At 45.9% G+C, this 16,035-nt stretch carries 16 protein-coding genes; 13 read left to right on the forward strand and 3 right to left on the reverse strand.

Annotation, left to right across the window (positions count from 1 at the left end):
- Positions 1 to 2 precede the first annotated feature (2 nt).
- From ribBA to pgpA, 5 genes are all read left to right on the forward strand, one after another.
- Positions 3 to 1,112 (forward strand): bifunctional 3,4-dihydroxy-2-butanone-4-phosphate synthase/GTP cyclohydrolase II, encoded by a 1,110-nt coding sequence (ribBA, locus tag TW81_RS14480; RefSeq protein WP_045956437.1) that lies wholly within the window; start codon positions 3 to 5, stop codon positions 1,110 to 1,112.
- Between the two features lie 208 nt (positions 1,113 to 1,320).
- Positions 1,321 to 1,791, forward strand: coding sequence for a 6,7-dimethyl-8-ribityllumazine synthase (ribH, locus tag TW81_RS14485; protein WP_004415274.1), 471 nt, complete (start codon positions 1,321 to 1,323; stop codon positions 1,789 to 1,791).
- Positions 1,791 to 2,258: a transcription antitermination factor NusB gene (gene nusB / locus TW81_RS14490; RefSeq protein ID WP_045956438.1), complete on the forward strand. Its 468-nt coding sequence runs from the start codon at positions 1,791 to 1,793 to the stop codon at positions 2,256 to 2,258. The genes ribH and nusB overlap by 1 nt, the downstream gene beginning before the upstream one ends.
- Positions 2,259 to 2,329: 71 nt before the next feature.
- Positions 2,330 to 3,295, forward strand: coding sequence for a thiamine-phosphate kinase (thiL, locus tag TW81_RS14495; protein ID WP_045956439.1), 966 nt, complete (start codon positions 2,330 to 2,332; stop codon positions 3,293 to 3,295).
- Positions 3,296 to 3,307: 12 nt separating this feature from the next.
- Positions 3,308 to 3,811, forward strand: a complete 504-nt coding sequence (gene pgpA, locus TW81_RS14500) for a phosphatidylglycerophosphatase A (protein ID WP_045956440.1) — start codon at positions 3,308 to 3,310, stop codon at positions 3,809 to 3,811.
- 83 nt (positions 3,812 to 3,894) lie between these two features.
- On the opposite strand, the gene TW81_RS14505 is transcribed toward pgpA, so the two are convergent.
- The 3 genes from TW81_RS14505 to map form a co-directional block, all read right to left on the reverse strand.
- The gene (locus TW81_RS14505; protein ID WP_045956441.1) at positions 3,895 to 4,278 is read right to left on the reverse strand and encodes a DUF3461 family protein; all 384 of its coding nucleotides are present in this window, start codon (positions 4,276 to 4,278) and stop codon (positions 3,895 to 3,897) included.
- Positions 4,279 to 4,416: 138 nt separating this feature from the next.
- Positions 4,417 to 7,038: a bifunctional uridylyltransferase/uridylyl-removing protein GlnD gene (glnD, locus tag TW81_RS14510; RefSeq protein WP_045956442.1), complete on the reverse strand. Its 2,622-nt coding sequence runs from the start codon at positions 7,036 to 7,038 to the stop codon at positions 4,417 to 4,419.
- 106 nt (positions 7,039 to 7,144) lie between these two features.
- Positions 7,145 to 8,023: a type I methionyl aminopeptidase gene (map, locus tag TW81_RS14515; protein WP_045956443.1), complete on the reverse strand. Its 879-nt coding sequence runs from the start codon at positions 8,021 to 8,023 to the stop codon at positions 7,145 to 7,147.
- A 352-nt stretch (positions 8,024 to 8,375) separates the two neighbouring features.
- Between map and rpsB the strand changes: the two genes are divergently transcribed.
- From rpsB to rseP, 8 genes are all read left to right on the forward strand, one after another.
- Complete coding sequence (gene rpsB / locus TW81_RS14520) at positions 8,376 to 9,104, forward strand: 30S ribosomal protein S2 (protein ID WP_045956444.1); 729 nt, start codon at positions 8,376 to 8,378, stop codon at positions 9,102 to 9,104.
- Between the two features lie 131 nt (positions 9,105 to 9,235).
- The gene (gene tsf / locus TW81_RS14525; protein ID WP_045956445.1) at positions 9,236 to 10,081 is read left to right on the forward strand and encodes a translation elongation factor Ts; all 846 of its coding nucleotides are present in this window, start codon (positions 9,236 to 9,238) and stop codon (positions 10,079 to 10,081) included.
- A 222-nt stretch (positions 10,082 to 10,303) separates the two neighbouring features.
- Positions 10,304 to 11,035: a UMP kinase gene (pyrH, locus tag TW81_RS14530; RefSeq protein ID WP_045956446.1), complete on the forward strand. Its 732-nt coding sequence runs from the start codon at positions 10,304 to 10,306 to the stop codon at positions 11,033 to 11,035.
- A 101-nt stretch (positions 11,036 to 11,136) separates the two neighbouring features.
- Positions 11,137 to 11,694 (forward strand): ribosome recycling factor, encoded by a 558-nt coding sequence (gene frr, locus TW81_RS14535; protein ID WP_045956447.1) that lies wholly within the window; start codon positions 11,137 to 11,139, stop codon positions 11,692 to 11,694.
- Between the two features lie 96 nt (positions 11,695 to 11,790).
- On the forward strand, positions 11,791 to 12,546 hold the full coding sequence (locus tag TW81_RS14540; RefSeq protein WP_045956448.1) for an isoprenyl transferase: 756 nt from the start codon (positions 11,791 to 11,793) through the stop codon (positions 12,544 to 12,546).
- 11 nt (positions 12,547 to 12,557) lie between these two features.
- Positions 12,558 to 13,400, forward strand: coding sequence for a phosphatidate cytidylyltransferase (locus TW81_RS14545; RefSeq protein ID WP_045956449.1), 843 nt, complete (start codon positions 12,558 to 12,560; stop codon positions 13,398 to 13,400).
- 42 nt (positions 13,401 to 13,442) lie between these two features.
- Complete coding sequence (gene ispC / locus TW81_RS14550) at positions 13,443 to 14,651, forward strand: 1-deoxy-D-xylulose-5-phosphate reductoisomerase (RefSeq protein WP_045956450.1); 1,209 nt, start codon at positions 13,443 to 13,445, stop codon at positions 14,649 to 14,651.
- A complete protein-coding gene (gene rseP / locus TW81_RS14555; protein WP_045956451.1) occupies positions 14,648 to 16,006 on the forward strand; it encodes a sigma E protease regulator RseP in 1,359 nt (452 codons plus the stop codon). Before ispC ends, rseP begins: the two co-directional genes overlap by 4 nt.
- Positions 16,007 to 16,035 lie beyond the last annotated feature (29 nt).

Genomic DNA, 16,035 nt, shown 5'->3' on the forward strand with positions numbered 1-16,035 from the left:
AGATGCCAATTAGTACGCCACAAGAAATTATCGAAGATATCCGCTTAGGAAAAATGGTCATTTTGATGGATGACGAAGATCGCGAAAATGAAGGCGATCTGATCATGGCGGCTGAGCATGTCACTCCTGAAGCGATTAATTTTATGGCGACGCACGGTCGTGGTTTGATTTGTTTAACTATGACCAAAGAGCGTTGTGAGCGTCTGGGGTTACCCCCAATGGTGCAAGATAATAATGCTCAGTACACCACCAATTTTACGGTATCCATTGAAGCCGCCGAAGGTGTGACTACGGGGATTTCGGCTGCTGACCGCGCTCGCACGGTTCAAGCTGCTGTCGCCAAAGATGCTAAAGCCGCGGATCTTGTTCAACCCGGGCATATTTTCCCACTCGCTGCGCAAGAAGGTGGTGTGTTGACGCGTGCTGGTCATACAGAGGCGGGCTGCGACTTAGCAAGACTGGCTGGATTAGAACCTTCTGGCGTGATTGTGGAAATCCTCAACGATGACGGCACCATGGCGCGCCGCCCTGATTTAGAAGTGTTTGCAGAAAAACACGATATTAAACTGGGTACGATTGCCGACCTGATCGAATATCGTAATAACACTGAGACGACCATTGAACGTGTGGCTGAATGTAAGCTCCCGACGGAATATGGTGAGTTTGATCTGGTTACCTACCGCGACACTATCGATAACCAGGTTCATTATGCGTTACGTAATGGCGACTTAACGGCTCAAACGCCACTCGTTCGTGTTCATTTGCAAGATACCTTTACTGACCTTTTACGTAGTGACAGAAATGCTGAACGTAGCTGGACATTAGACAAAGCGATGGCACGTATTGGTCAAGAAGGCGGTGTACTGGTGATTTTAGGCAATGAAGAGTCGACCGATCTGCTTATCCATCGCGTGAAAATGTTTGAAGCACAAGATAAAGGCCAAGCGCCAACATTAGCTAAGAAACAGGGCACGTCACGCCGTGTTGGTGTTGGCTCGCAAATATTGCAAGACCTTGGTGTTCATGACATGCGTTTACTTTCTTCGACCAATAAGAAATATCATGCACTGGGTGGTTTTGGTCTTAACGTAGTGGAATACGTTTGCGAATAGCCGCTTATCTATGGCGCTTCATTGCAGCAAAGTTTTAGCCGAGGCTCTAAATCGAGCGGCTTTATTCCCGGTCAATATAGCGCTAGAAATACGGATGCCGGAAATTTTTAGACAAATCCACTTGGGCTAATTTCTATTAGATATTGCTCACAGAATTGTGCTAGAATCCGGCGATTCTCACTTGATGAACATAGTTAAAGGAAGGCTTATGAAAGTGATCGAGGGTGGCTTCCCAGCGCCAAACGCAAAAATTGCTATCGTTATTTCTCGTTTCAACAGTTTTATTAACGAAAGTCTATTGTCTGGTGCAATCGATACTTTAAAACGCCATGGCCAAGTTAGCGAAGACAACATTACCGTTGTTCGCTGTCCTGGTGCCGTTGAACTGCCATTGGTTGCTCAGCGTGTTGCGAAAACAGGTAAATTTGATGCAATCGTATCTCTTGGCACTGTAATTCGTGGCGGCACGCCGCATTTCGACTATGTTTGTAGTGAATGTAACAAAGGTCTTGCGCAAGTTTCTCTGGAATACAGCCTTCCAGTGGCATTTGGCGTACTAACCGTTGATACAATTGACCAAGCAATTGAGCGCGCAGGAACCAAGGCTGGTAATAAAGGTGCAGAGGCTGCACTAAGCGCACTTGAGATGATTAACGTTCTTTCAGAAATCGATTCCTAATGGGGGCCAGTGTGAAACCAGCCGCACGTCGTAATGCACGTCGATTCGCTCTACAAGCGATCTACTCTTGGCAAATTACTAAAGAAAATGTTGCTACTATTGAAGAGCAATTTTTGTCAGGTGGTAAGTATGATGAAGAAGAGCATCATGCATCAGAGCCTGCGCTTTCTAGTCCAGACACAGACGTTGCGTACTTCCGTGACCTACTAACAGGTGTTGTGCTAAGTCACACAGAGCTAGATAGTAAGATTCGTCCATACACAGCGCGTCCAATGCAAGATTTGGACATGATGGAGCTGGCCTTGCTTCGTCTTGCTATGTATGAAATGACACGTCGTGAAGACGTACCTTACAAAGTGGTCATCAACGAAGCGATTGAACTTGCTAAAGTTTTCGCCGCAGAAGATAGCCACAAATTCGTCAATGGTGTGCTAGATAAAGCCGCACCTCACGTACGTAAGAAGTAATCAGACGAGATGATTAAAAGGTCAGCATTTGCTGACCTTTTTTATGAGCTAAAATAACTCAGAAAAAAGATATGTCAGGCGAGTTTAATTTAATCGAGAAATATTTTGTTGGTCGCCAGAATCAGCGCAAAGATGTCTTGCTTGCTGCGGGAGATGATTGTGCGCTAGTACAAGTCCCAACCAACCTTTCTGTTGCCATCAGTACCGATACACTTGTGGCGGGAACTCATTTTCTTGCTAGCGCCGACCCTGCTTGGGTGGCACACAAGGCGTTAGTGTCAAATATTAGTGACTTGGCCGCGATGGGAGCCACTCCAGCTTGGGTTTCTTTGGCTCTAACTATGCCAGAGCCTAATGAAGTATGGTTGGCTCCGTTTTGTGATGCGTTTTTCAAATTGGCAGATTATTACGGAATTCAACTTATTGGTGGCGATACAACCAAAGGGTCATTGAGCTTAACCTTAACCGTGCAAGGGTTAGTTGACCCTATAAAAGCGCTACGCCGCAACGGGGCACAAGTGGGGGATTGGGTCTACGTGACAGGCAGTTTAGGCGATAGTAAGGCTGGACTGGATGTCATCCTTGATGCGAACCTAGCAAACAAACCTTATGCGCAAGAGCTTGAAAAAAGGCATTATCTAGCAACGCCAAGGGTGCTGGTCGGCCAAGCTCTACTCGGTCTCGCAAGTTCTGCCATCGATATTTCTGATGGCCTGATCTCTGATATCAAACATATTTTGCAACGCTCACAAGTAGGCGTTAGCCTAGATGTATCTAAGTTGCCAATCTCCAACGAGTTGATTCAATTTTTGGGTTCTCGTAGCAAGGCGCAGCAATATGCGCTGACGAGTGGAGAAGAGTACGAGCTCTGCTTCACTGCTCCTGAACAAAACAAAGGCTCGCTGGATAGCGCACTGAGTCACTGTGGAGCAAGTATCACTTGTATTGGTCAGATTCGGCCGCAAGGAACATTTGATTTACACAGCAACAGCCAACCCGTAAATTGGGATTTGAGCGGCTACGATCACTTTAAATAGACAGCACCTATTATGACCAACCCTTTATCACTTATCTCTTTAAAAAATCCATGGCACTTGTTAGCTACCGGATTTGGTAGTGGATTGTCGCCTGTGGTACCCGGCACTATGGGAACATTAGCCTCGATTCCATTTTACTTACTTTTGGTTCAATTGCCGTTGTCGCTGTATATCATTGCCGTGATCGTAGCTTGCTTGGTTGGAATTAAAATCTGCCAAGTGACTTCTGATGACATGGGGGTGCATGATCACGGCTCGATAGTCTGGGATGAGTTTGCCGGCTTCTGGATCACCATGTTAGTGGTGCCGTTACTTAACCTTTCTAGTGCCGATTGGAAGTGGTTGCTGACTGGATTTGTGTTATTTCGCTTCTTTGATATGGTCAAACCATGGCCGATTGGTTGGTTGGATAAACGGGTTCATGGCGGTTTAGGGATCATGGTTGATGATATTGTGGCTGGCGTGATGGCGGCGATTTCTTTATACCTAGTAGGTCGCTACGCTGGCTGGTTGTGACTGTTCGAATGGAATGAGTTCACTATCTAAATTTAAAACAAAAGGGCTGGCGTTTATCGCCAGCCCTTGCAGTTTATTACTTGTTACTTAAGTTTTTCTAAATCCGCTTCGATTTCAGCAATCTTACTTGAGACCACTTTCTCAAGATGGCGTAAATCAGACAAAATCTTCTGCTTAACATCCACCTCAACAATCGTTGCTGGCTTGGTGAGTTTGTTTAACTCATCAATAACAAGGGTAAGGTTGCGATTGATTTCGGTGACTTCTTTGTATTTGTGGCTACCACTATCGACAAGCACATTTTTGACCTGTCGCGGGTACTTAAACTTGACGCTTTTCGCAAACAGCTCACCTTTCTGTTTATGAAAATAGATTTTTAACACATCCTTGTGCGCTTCTTGACGAAGGGAATAGCGCTCAATCTGTTTAGGATCATGAATACCTAAACCTGTGAGGTGTGGATACATAGGCTACCTCTATTGTGTTGCGGTAATTATCCCTACCAACCTGAGTAGGGAATAAACAATTCAATAATAATGTAGCAGTCTATGATCGTGGTAGACAGCGCTTTTTTTACCAAGTTAGCAACTTGTGGTCGAGATCGCTTAAGGTGCTAGTTCTGCGACGTTTTTTATTAGCTTTTCTCGAAGCTCTAGCTGTTCTTCTTCACTTAATCGCCCACCATTTTCACTAGTGATAATGAACAAATCTTCTGCTCGTTCACCAATGGTAGTGATTTTCGCGGCGTGGAGGTGGACACCTGAGTCGGCAAAAGTCGCCCCGACGGTGGCAAGCAATCCTGGTGTATCAAGTGCAACAAACTCAAGTAAGGTGCGCTTTTTACTTTTGGTTGGTAAGAAGTCGACCTTCGTTTTTACTTTGAAATGCTGCAAATTACGCGGAGCACGGCGAGTTTTGATCTTGGTTGGTCGCCCATCTTCTAATACATGAACAAGATGTTTGATGACCGCCTTATGACGGTTTTCGTCAACGACGTCGCCATTTTGATCAAGCACCATAAAGGTATCGAGCACGTAGCCATCTTTACTGGTCATGACTTGTGCGTCATGTACGTTAAAGTTACGTCGGTCAAGTTCAGCAACAACGGTAGCAAATAGCGCGTGTTGGTCTTTACTGTAGACAAACACTTCGGTGCCACCTCGCGTGGCTTTCTTTGAGATCAAAATCAGCGGCTGGGAGTGATCTTCATGGCGCAACAGATGCGCGCAGTGCCAGGCAATCTGTTTGTGACTATGACGTAAGAAGTAATCAGCCTTAAACCGCTGCCAAAGTACTTCGATTTCTCGTGCGGTAAAGCCCTCTTTTCTCAATAGCGCTGAGGCCAACTGTTGGTTGTGGCGAATACGTTCTCTGACATCAACTGGGTTTTCTAGACCACGGCGCAGTGCACGCTGAGTCGAGTAGAACAACTCAGCCAGTAAGGTGCGTTTCCAGCTATTCCAAAGTTCTGGGTTGGTAGCACAGATATCGGCCACCGTCAGGCAGACCAAGTATTCTAAATACTCTTCATCACGTACCTGCTTGGCAAATTCAGTAATCACTTCAGGGTCGTAGATATCTCGTCTTTGGGCGGTTACTGACATAAGCAAGTGATGTCTGACTAACCATGAGACGAGCTTCGCTTCAGGCTTAGATAAACCATGTTCGATGCAGAAATCATAGGCTTCACTTTCACCAATCACGGAATGGTCACCGCCTCGCCCTTTGCCAATGTCATGGAAAATGGCCGCAATGATCAACAGCTCTTTCTTTTGAATCCGCGGGTATATTTCACAGCAGATTGGGTGTTTGCCATGATTGTTCGGATCATTGAAGGTGTTGATGTGTTTTAACAGGCGAACACTGTGCTCATCAACCGTGTAGACGTGGAACAGATCAAACTGCATCTGACCAACAATTTGGCTCCATTGCGGAAGGTAGGCCGCCAGAACGCCGAGTTTATGCATTAAGCTAAAGGCTTTGTGTAACGCGTTCGGGTGGCGACAAAGATCAAGAAACTTCTCTCTTGCTGCTGGGATGGTGTGGAGGAATTTATTGAGCCTGCGACGAGCGGTGCGCAACTGGCGCATGGTTGGCGGCGCTACGCCTTCAATGGTTGAATCATTGGCGATGTGTAAAAACATATCCAGAATCGTTTCCGGACGCGCTTGGAACAGGGCAGGTTTACGCGCTTCAATAAGGTGGCCACGACGTTGGAAGTCGTCACTTAAAATGATCGGTTCGGCTTCGATACCATTATCGAGTATGGCTTGATCAAACAGTTTGAGCAGCATTTTATTCAGTTCAGCTACGCGGCGCAGCGTGCGGTAGAACTCTTTCATCATCATCTCAACACCACGGTTGCCTTCACCAACGTAACCCAAGCTTTCCGCAACTTGCGATTGGTGAGCAAAGGTGAGTCGATTGTCGTATCGTTTTAGCTCGATATGCAGCGCAAAGCGGACGCGCCAAAGAAAATCTTGGCACTCGACCAGCTCGCGGTATTCAGCGTCAGTTAAAAAACCATATTGGCTCATTTCTAACAGAGAAGTGGCACCAAAGTGACGACGAGCAATCCAACTTAGCGTATGAATATCTCGCAAGCCACCTGGAGTGGATTTGATGTCCGGCTCTAAGTTGTAAGTGGTATCGTGGTATCGCGCGTGGCGATCGCGTTGCTCTTGGATTTTGGCTTTGTAGAACACCTCACTTGGCCAAAATGACTCTGAGTGAATGACCATTTTGAGCTGGTGGAAGGTATCTTCGCAGCCGCACAGCAAACGAGCTTCCTGTAAATTGGTTGCGACGGTGAGATCTTCTTTTCCTATTGCGGCGCACTCATCGACACTACGAACCGCATGACCAACTTCTAAGCGTAAGTCCCACAGTAAGGTAATAAACTCACTGACCTTTCCTTTTAGCGCATCAGGAAGTGCTTTTCTCGACACGATAAGAATGTCGATATCAGAGAGAGGATGCAGTTCACCACGGCCGTAGCCACCAACCGCAACTAAGCTGATATTGGGTAAACTAGCAAAGCCAAAGTGTTGCCAAAGTCGGTTAAGTAGCAAGTCGATATATTCAGCGCGTCCGAGTACTAAGTCGGTCACGGGATGATGATTGAGAAACTCTTGCTTCTGAGAGTTAGCGAAATGTTCGAGTTGTTTTTTTAATTCACTAATCGAAATTTGATTCTCTTCGAGAGTGAGAGGTGATTGAAAGGGCATACAGCGAATCCATGCAAAATAGTCCTATTGAGAACTAATCTATCAAAATGGCGTCAATAAAAAAATATCCCCGTCGAGGCGGGGATATTTTTAATGACTTGTTGGGTTACGCGTTATTCATCATGCGCGGAATTGTGTCATCGCTACGCAGTGTTAGCACTTCACAACCTGTGCTGGTCACGAGAATGGTATGTTCGTACTGCGCCGACTTTTTGCCATCGCCAGTATAGACAGTCCAATCATCTTCGGCATCAACTGTCACGCCAAACTTACCAGCGTTGATCATTGGCTCAATGGTAAAACACATGCCTTCTTTAAGTACGCGGCGATCATTGTTTTTGTAGTGTACAATTTGGGGTTCTTCATGGAACTCATTGCCGATACCGTGACCGCAGAAATCTTTCACAATGGAGAACTTATTGCGTGGATTCTTTTTGTTGTTCTCTTTGATGTACTTTTCTATCGCGGTACCGATATCACCAACGGTTGCGCCTGGTTTGACTTTACGCATACCGACATAAAGTGCTTCTTGAGTCACCATGCATAGGCGCTTATCTGCTGGAGAAACATCACCAACAAAGAACATCTTAGAAGTATCACCATGATAACCTTCAGGGCGCACGCTGAGGTCTGCGCCTGCTTGATTTGGAATGATCACCGTGATGTCGACATTGATGATGTCACCACTTTTCAGTACAGCAGGTTTTACTTGACCGTTGCTGCCCACTTCATCGGCCGAGGCTGGGATGCCGTGACAAACAATGTGGTTGATAGAGGTACAAATTGACTTTGGAAATCCGTGGTAATCAAGTGGTGCAGAGTAAGCGCCTTTTTCAATACCGTAATCGTGACAGATTTGGTTGAGCTCGTCGGTTGTCACCCCTTCTTTAATATGGGGTTCGATCATCTCTAGGATCTCTGCGGCCAAAGCGCCCGCGAGTCGCATACGTTCGATTTCTTCAGCAGTTTTAATCTTGATTGACATTGGCTTTCTCTACTTAATTGGCTTGCACTTCAGAGTGCGAATGGGCGCATTCTAGCAGGAACCTCTCATAATGAGAATGATTCTTCTAGCACTTACGCTGTGGTAGTAAGGGAGATTCCGATTGCTGTCGCTGTTTTTTTACTAGCCATATAGGGCAAAAATATGGTATAAAGCGCGCCGGAAATGTGGTCAGTTCTCTCTGCTTGGTTAAACTTAGTGGCGAAGCTGGTTACTTCCAACTTACTTATATCTTTAAATCACACACATTCCGTCACATATTCCGGGGTGCTGGGCAGAAGCCTAGTCGGAGTTATGGGGGATGTGGAGGCCTAACCCCATAGAGGATTTTAAAATGGCAACTGTATCAATGCGCGATATGCTGAAAGCTGGTGTTCACTTCGGTCACCAAACTCGTTACTGGAACCCAAAAATGAAGCCATTCATCTTTGGTGCTCGTAACCGCGTTCACATCATCAACCTAGAAAAAACTGTACCAATGTTCAACGAAGCTCTAGCTGAACTAGCTAAAGTTGGTGAGAAAAAAGGTAAAGTTCTTTTCGTAGGTACTAAACGCGCTGCATCTGAAGCTGTTAAAGAAGCTGCTATCGCAAGCAACCAGTACTACGTAAACAACCGCTGGTTAGGCGGCATGCTTACTAACTACAAAACTGTTCGTCAATCAATCAAGCGTCTAAAAGATCTTGAAGCTCAAGCTCAAGACGGTACTTTTGACAAACTAACTAAGAAAGAAGCTCTAATGCGTACTCGTGAAATGGAGAAGCTAGAGAAATCTCTTGGTGGTATCAAAGACATGGGCGGTCTTCCAGACGCGCTATTCGTAATCGATGCTGATCACGAACACATTGCGATTAAAGAAGCAAACAACCTAGGTATTCCAGTTTACGCTGTGGTAGATACTAACTCTAACCCTGACGGCGTTGACTACATCATCCCAGGTAACGACGATGCGATCCGTGCAGTACAACTGTACCTAAACGCAGCGGCGACTTCAGTAACTGAAGGCCGTAACAAAGACGTTGCGGCAGTAGCTGACAAAGACGGTTTCGTAGAAGCTGAATAATAGCGGCTCCGAGTCACACTTAGCTTATGTGCAATCCAGTTGTAGCATAAACTGAGTTATAGTTATCAGCAGGGGCCGAAAATGTAGGCCCCTGTTTTTTACCAAATCCAGAATCAACTGAGGAATAGAGAATGGCAACTGTAACTGCTGCTCTAGTTAAAGAACTTCGCGAGCGCACTGGCGCTGGCATGATGGAATGTAAAAAAGCGCTTGTTGAAGCAAACGCTGACATCGAACTAGCAATCGAAAACATGCGTAAGTCAGGTGCTGCTAAAGCTGCTAAGAAAGCAGGTAACGTAGCTGCTGAAGGCGCAATCATCATCAAAGAAGAAAACGGCTCTGCTGTTCTTCTTGAAGTTAACTGCCAAACTGACTTCGTTGCTAAAGACGGTAACTTCACTGCATTTGCAGATAAAGTAGCGGCTGACGCACTAGCGACTAAAGTTTCTGTTGAAGAGCTAGTAGCTAAATTCGAAGAAGAGCGTGTTGCTCTTGTTGCTAAGATCGGTGAAAACATCAACATCCGTCGCGTTCAATATGTTGAAGGCACAGCACTAGCATCTTACCGTCACGGCGAGAAGATCGGTGTAGTTGTTGCTGGTGAAGGCGATGCTGAAACTCTTAAGCACGTTGCTATGCACGTTGCAGCTTCTAAGCCAGAGTACGTGAACCCAGAAGACGTACCAGCTGACGTAGTGGCTAAAGAGAAAGAAGTTCAAGTTGAAATCGCTATGAACGAAGGCAAGCCACAAGAGATCGCAGAGAAAATGGTTATCGGCCGCATGAAGAAATTCACTGGCGAAATCTCTCTAACTGGTCAAGCGTTCATCATGGAGCCGAAGAAAACTGTTGGCGATATGCTGAAAGAAAAAGGCGCTTCTGTTGCTACATTCGTTCGCCTAGAAGTAGGTGAAGGTATCGAGAAAGCAGCAGAAATGAGCTTCGCTGAAGAAGTTGCTGCAGCTCAAAAAGGTTAATCCTTAGCGATACGCACAAAGTTTAGACCGTAGCCAAGGCTGCGGTCTTTTTACGAATAAAGGCATAATTTTAGCCGTGATGAATAGGGACGAAAGTGCCTAGATGCTAGTACCTAGTTCTTAGAGTGAATTGCTCTCCTCTAGAAAGTAGGGTCTACTAACTAGATACTTATCTCTATCCATGACTGTTAATCAACAACTCTCTATTGGAAGGTAAACTCCATGACTACGAACCCTAAACCAGCATATCAACGTATTCTACTAAAACTGAGTGGTGAAGCTCTTCAAGGTCCAGACGGTTTTGGTATTGATCCTGCGATCCTAGATCGTATGGCGCAAGAAGTTAAAGAACTTGTTGAACTGGGTGTTGAAGTCGGTGTTGTTATCGGTGGTGGTAACCTGTTCCGTGGTGCGGGTCTGGCTGAAGCCGGTATGAACCGCGTTGTTGGTGACCACATGGGTATGCTAGCAACCGTGATGAATGGCTTGGCAATGCGTGATGCTCTGCATCGTGCTTATGTGAATGCGCGTGTTATGTCTGCTATTCCACTTACGGGTGTATGTGATGATTACAACTGGGCAGACGCTATTCGCGAACTTCGTCAAGGCCGCGTAGTGATCTTCTCAGCAGGTACAGGCAACCCATTCTTCACAACGGATTCGGCAGCTTGCTTGCGCGGAATTGAAATCGAAGCTGACATCGTTCTAAAAGCCACGAAAGTTGACGGTGTATTTACCGCAGACCCAGTAGCAAACCCAGACGCAGAGCTGTATGATAAGCTGACTTACGCAGAAGTTTTAGATAAAGAACTGAAAGTAATGGATTTGGCAGCATTTACACTGGCTCGTGACCACAAAATGCCAATCCGTGTATTCAACATGAATAAGCCAGGCGCACTACGTCGCGTGGTAATGGGTGAAGCAGAAGGCACGCTAATCAGCGTAGCAGAGTAATTCTTATCGCCGCAGCACACGTGAATTGTGTTGCGGTATTGCCTTTTGAAGATCCCCGATTAAGCTTTCTTCAAGAAAGATTTACACATTAAGGTGATATTGTGATTAACGAAATCAAACAAGACGCTCAAGAGCGCATGGAAAAAAGCGTTGAAGCGCTAAAAAATAACCTTTCTAAAGTTCGTACAGGTCGTGCTCACCCAAGCCTACTTTCTGGCATTAGCGTAGAGTACTACGGTGCACCAACGCCTCTTAACCAAGTCGCGAACGTTGTAGCCGAAGATGCTCGTACACTTGCAATCACAGTATTTGATAAAGAGCTTACACAAAAAGTTGAAAAAGCGATCATGATGTCTGACCTAGGTCTAAACCCTATGTCTGCAGGCACTATCATTCGCGTTCCGCTACCACCTCTAACAGAAGAGCGTCGTAAAGACCTAGTTAAGATTGTTCGTGGTGAAGCTGAAGGTGGTCGTGTTGCTATCCGTAACATCCGTCGTGATGCGAACGGTGAGCTAAAAGCGCTACTTAAAGACAAAGAGATCTCAGAAGACGAAGATCGTAAAGGTCAGGATGAGATTCAAAAACTGACTGATGCCGCTGTTAAGCAAGTTGACGACGTACTAGCAGCCAAAGAAAAAGAGTTGATGGAAGTCTAATTCTCCATAAACTTTCTCTATATAGAGCGCTGTGCTCGCAGCACAGCGCTTTTTTATGCTACTCTCTGTCCCCTGCTGATTATTCATCAACGTCTTATGCAAAATTCACAACTCTCTCCTGATTTACTCCCGAAACACATTGCAATCATTATGGATGGCAACGGCCGTTGGGCTAAAGCGCAAGGTAAACCACGCGTGTTTGGCCATAAAAACGGAGTAGCCGCAGTGCGCAAAGCGATATCTACCTCTGCGAAATTAGGCATTAAAGCGATTACACTGTTTGCGTTTAGCAGTGAGAATTGGCAAAGACCGGAAGAAGAAGTCGGCGTATTGATGGAGCTGTTTATTAGCGTTCTGTCAACAGAAGTTAAAAAGCTGCACAAGAATAACCTGCGTTTGCGTGTGGTCGGCGATACGTCACGCTTTAACGCTCGTTTACAAAAAAAGATTGCTCAAGCAGAGGCTTTAACCCAAAGCAATACGGGCATGGTCATCAACATTGCGGCCAACTACGGCGGTAAATGGGATATCATGCAAGCGACGAAAGCAATTTCAGCTAAGGTTGCCGCAGGCGAGTTGAACCCTGATGATATTAGCGAAGCGCTAATCACAGAGCATCTCACCATGGCAGATTTACCTGAAGTTGATTTAATGATTCGAACCAGTGGTGAATGCCGTATCAGCAACTTTATGCTGTGGCAAATGGCCTATGCTGAACTGTATTTCACGCCGATTTACTGGCCAGAGTTCGATGAAAATAGCTTAATAGAAGCAGTGACTTGGTTTGTAAACCGTGAACGTCGTTTTGGTTGTACCGGAGAACAAGTTAAAGCTCTAATGGAAAGCGAATAAAGGATCAAAGTTTGAAACAAAGAATTATTACAGCACTCATTCTCGCTCCATTGGTTATATTGGGTATATTCAAACTTTCTTTACCTATGTTTATAGTCGCATTAGCGGCGGTCACTCTTATCGGGTTCTGGGAATGGACTCAATTTGTTTCAGCGCCATCGCGCATGCTTGCCATGATTCCGAATGTTTTGGTCAGCGCGGCTACTTTATGGTTAGTGCCTTCTGATGCTTTTCATCTCAATCAAATCACTCAGTCTCACTATGCAATTTTAGTCTTAGGCTGTGTGTGGTGGTTGGCTGCCAGCGCGCTTGCCATCAGCTACCCTAAATCATCGGCATTGTGGCAAAAATCTAATTTTCTGCGTCATGGATTCGGTATTTTGACTTTACTGCCTTTCTTCTGGAGTGTGATTCTGCTGCGGGCTGAAGGTATTAATGTCGATTCGTATCATGGTGCCAAGCTCGTTCTTTATGTTTGCTTTATCGTTTGGGCTGCAGATAGTGGTGCTTACTTTGCGGGTAAGAGCATGGGTAAGCATAAAATGGCCCCCCACGTCAGCCCGAACAAAACCATTGAAGGGCTCATTGGTGGCATGATTACGGCAAGTATTGTTGGATGGGCAACCTCATATTGGTTCGATATTCAGTTTGCTAATGCCTACGTTATGGTAGGGATTACCTTAGTGACGGTCGTAATCTCTGTACTGGGGGACTTGGTTGAGAGCATGTTTAAACGAGTATCGGGCATTAAGGATAGCAGCAATATTATTCCGGGGCATGGCGGTATTTTAGATCGTATTGACAGCCTAACTGCTGCATTCCCTGTGTTTGCATTCCTCTACTTTATATTTTAAGGCAAACTGAGGTTTGCTTTATTCATACATTGGTTTCTTGCTATGCGTAAGTTAACGATTCTCGGTGCGACTGGCTCTATCGGATCTAGCACACTTAAGGTCATCGAGCAAAATCCAGACAAGTTCTCGATCGTGGCGCTTGCCGCAGGGAACAATGTCGACAAAATGCGTCAACTGTGCCAAACATGGCAACCCAAATATGCGGTGATGGCCGATGAGCAAGCAGCGCGGGAGCTAAAGTCCCAGTTAAGCCAACTTAACATCAACACGCGAGTTAGAGCGGGTGTTGATGCGATGTGTGAAATTTCGTCGTTTGATGAAGTTGATACTGTGATGGCGGCGATTGTCGGTGCCGCTGGTCTATTACCGACCATGGCGGCGGTAAAGGCAGGTAAGCGTGTTCTATTGGCGAACAAAGAAGCCCTAGTCATGTCTGGACAGCTTTTTATTGATGCAGTTGAACAGTATAGCGCAGAGCTGCTTCCTGTCGACAGTGAGCACAACGCCATCTTCCAGTGTTTACCAGGCGAGATTCAAACCAAGTTAGGCCGCTGCAATCTCGAACAGCAGGGTATTTCTCATATTTTATTGACAGGTTCTGGTGGTCCTTTCCGTTATAGTGAAATCGAAACACTCAACGGTGTGACACCTGAGCAGGCAATTGCCCACCCTAATTGGTCTATGGGGCCTAAAATCTCTGTTGACTCGGCTACCATGATGAACAAGGGCTTGGAATATATTGAAGCAAAGTGGCTATTTAATACTTCCCGCGAGCAGCTAAAAGTGTTGATTCATCCACAGTCCGTTATTCATTCTATGGTCCAATACCGAGATGGATCTGTCTTGGCTCAGATGGGGGAGCCGGATATGGCAACTCCGATAGCTTTGACGCTTTCGTATCCTGAGCGAGTGAGTGCGGGTGTTGCTCCGCTTGACTTTACTCAGGTCGGGGAGTTGACATTCCTTGAGCCAGATTTCTCACGCTATCCTTGCCTTAAACTGGCGATTGATGCTTGTTATGAAGGGCAACACGCGACCACGTTACTTAATGCGGCCAATGAAATTGCTGTAGAGGCATTTTTGAACCGTCGACTTAAGTTTACTGACATAGCCGTCGTCAATGAGCAGGTGATTAACAAGCTGTGCGCATCAGTTCACCAGTCACATTGTACTGACTTGGACAGCATTCTAGAGCTAGATAGAATGGCAAGAGAGTTAGCCATCAACGCCATAAGTGAGCGTAAGCTATGACCGATATAATCTGGAATTTTATCTCCTTTATTGTCGCACTCGGCATCTTAGTTGCGGTACATGAATTTGGCCACTTTTGGGTCGCGCGTCGTTGCGGTGTGAGAGTGGAAAAATTCTCTATCGGTTTTGGTAAATCGATTTGGAGCAAAGTCGGCAAAGATGGCACTGAGTACAGTCTTGCGGCTATTCCCCTAGGCGGCTACGTTAAAATGCTTGATGGGCGAGTGGATGAACTTGCCGCTGGTGATGAGGCATTTGCTTTTGACCGCAAACCCTTGTGGAAGCGTACAGCAATCGTCGCGGCAGGCCCGGTATTCAACTTTTTGTTCGCCATATTTGCTTACTGGCTGGTGTTTTTAATCGGTGTGCCAGCGGTTAAGCCTGTTGTTGGTCAGGTGACCCCTTACTCGATCGCCGCAGAGGCAGGACTCGAACCTGGCATGGAACTAAAAGCCGTTTCGGGCGTCAAAACTGCGGATTGGGAGTCCGTTAACATGGGGCTTATCTCTCATATTGGTGACAGACAGCTCACCATGACGGTTGCGCCAGCTGATGGGATTGGGATCGAAGAAACTAAGTATTTTGACTTAACGGATTGGAACTTTGACCCAGAGAAAGAGTCTGCTATGTCAGCGCTTGGTTTTGTTCCCTACACACCAGCAATAACAGCTAAGCTCACCAGCGTTGCACAAGAGAGTGCGGGTGAGCGAGCTGGGTTAGAAGTTGGCGATGTGCTACTCAAAATCGATGGCGTAGAGATTGTCGATTGGTCGCAAGTTGTGGCGAGTATCCAAGGTAGCCCGAATCAGAAATTGATGTTAGAAGTCGAGCGAAATGGTGTAGTGGTACCAATTACCATTACACCAGATAGCCGAACCCTAGCGAATGATCGCGTTATTGGTTTTGCTGGAATCGCTCCTGAAGTCGCAGAATGGCCAGAAAATTATCGCTTCGACTTACAATTTGGTGTAATTGAATCAGTCGGGAGAGCGGTCGAAAAAACAGGGCAAGTCATTGAGTTGACCATCAGCATGTTGAAAAAACTGATTGTTGGTGATGTCGGCCTAAACAATTTGAGTGGACCTATTTCTATCGCAAAAGGCGCTGGGACGACGGCTGATTATGGCTTAGTGTATTTCCTAGGGTTTCTGGCGTTAATCAGTGTGAACTTAGGGATTATTAACCTTGTACCGTTGCCAATGTTGGACGGCGGACATTTATTGTTTTTTGCTATTGAGGCTGTAATAAGACGCCCCGTCCCGGAAAAATTTCAGGAAATGGGTTACCGTATCGGCGGTGTAATTATCTTCTCTCTTATGGCAGTGGCAATTTTCAATGATTTTGCTCGTCTGTAATCGAGCAAAGGTTGAAGTGAGGAATAACT

Origin of the sequence: Vibrio galatheae (assembly GCF_000967545.1) — a bacterium.
Taxonomy (GTDB): Bacteria; Pseudomonadota; Gammaproteobacteria; order Enterobacterales; family Vibrionaceae; genus Vibrio; species Vibrio galatheae.

Excerpts from the sequence above, each read along its gene's own strand:
- ribBA (WP_045956437.1), top strand. The coding sequence starts at position 3 with ATGCCAATTAGTACGCCACAAGAAATTATCGAAGATATCCGCTTAGGA.
- ribH (WP_004415274.1), top strand. The coding sequence starts at position 1,321 with ATGAAAGTGATCGAGGGTGGCTTCCCAGCGCCAAACGCAAAAATTGCT.
- nusB (WP_045956438.1), top strand. The coding sequence starts at position 1,791 with ATGGGGGCCAGTGTGAAACCAGCCGCACGTCGTAATGCACGTCGATTC.
- thiL (WP_045956439.1), top strand. The coding sequence starts at position 2,330 with ATGTCAGGCGAGTTTAATTTAATCGAGAAATATTTTGTTGGTCGCCAG.
- pgpA (WP_045956440.1), top strand. The coding sequence starts at position 3,308 with ATGACCAACCCTTTATCACTTATCTCTTTAAAAAATCCATGGCACTTG.
- TW81_RS14505 (WP_045956441.1), bottom strand. The coding sequence starts at position 4,278 with ATGTATCCACACCTCACAGGTTTAGGTATTCATGATCCTAAACAGATT.
- glnD (WP_045956442.1), bottom strand. The coding sequence starts at position 7,038 with ATGCCCTTTCAATCACCTCTCACTCTCGAAGAGAATCAAATTTCGATT.
- map (WP_045956443.1), bottom strand. The coding sequence starts at position 8,023 with ATGTCAATCAAGATTAAAACTGCTGAAGAAATCGAACGTATGCGACTC.
- rpsB (WP_045956444.1), top strand. The coding sequence starts at position 8,376 with ATGGCAACTGTATCAATGCGCGATATGCTGAAAGCTGGTGTTCACTTC.
- tsf (WP_045956445.1), top strand. The coding sequence starts at position 9,236 with ATGGCAACTGTAACTGCTGCTCTAGTTAAAGAACTTCGCGAGCGCACT.
- pyrH (WP_045956446.1), top strand. The coding sequence starts at position 10,304 with ATGACTACGAACCCTAAACCAGCATATCAACGTATTCTACTAAAACTG.
- TW81_RS14540 (WP_045956448.1), top strand. The coding sequence starts at position 11,791 with ATGCAAAATTCACAACTCTCTCCTGATTTACTCCCGAAACACATTGCA.
- ispC (WP_045956450.1), top strand. The coding sequence starts at position 13,443 with ATGCGTAAGTTAACGATTCTCGGTGCGACTGGCTCTATCGGATCTAGC.
- rseP (WP_045956451.1), top strand. The coding sequence starts at position 14,648 with ATGACCGATATAATCTGGAATTTTATCTCCTTTATTGTCGCACTCGGC.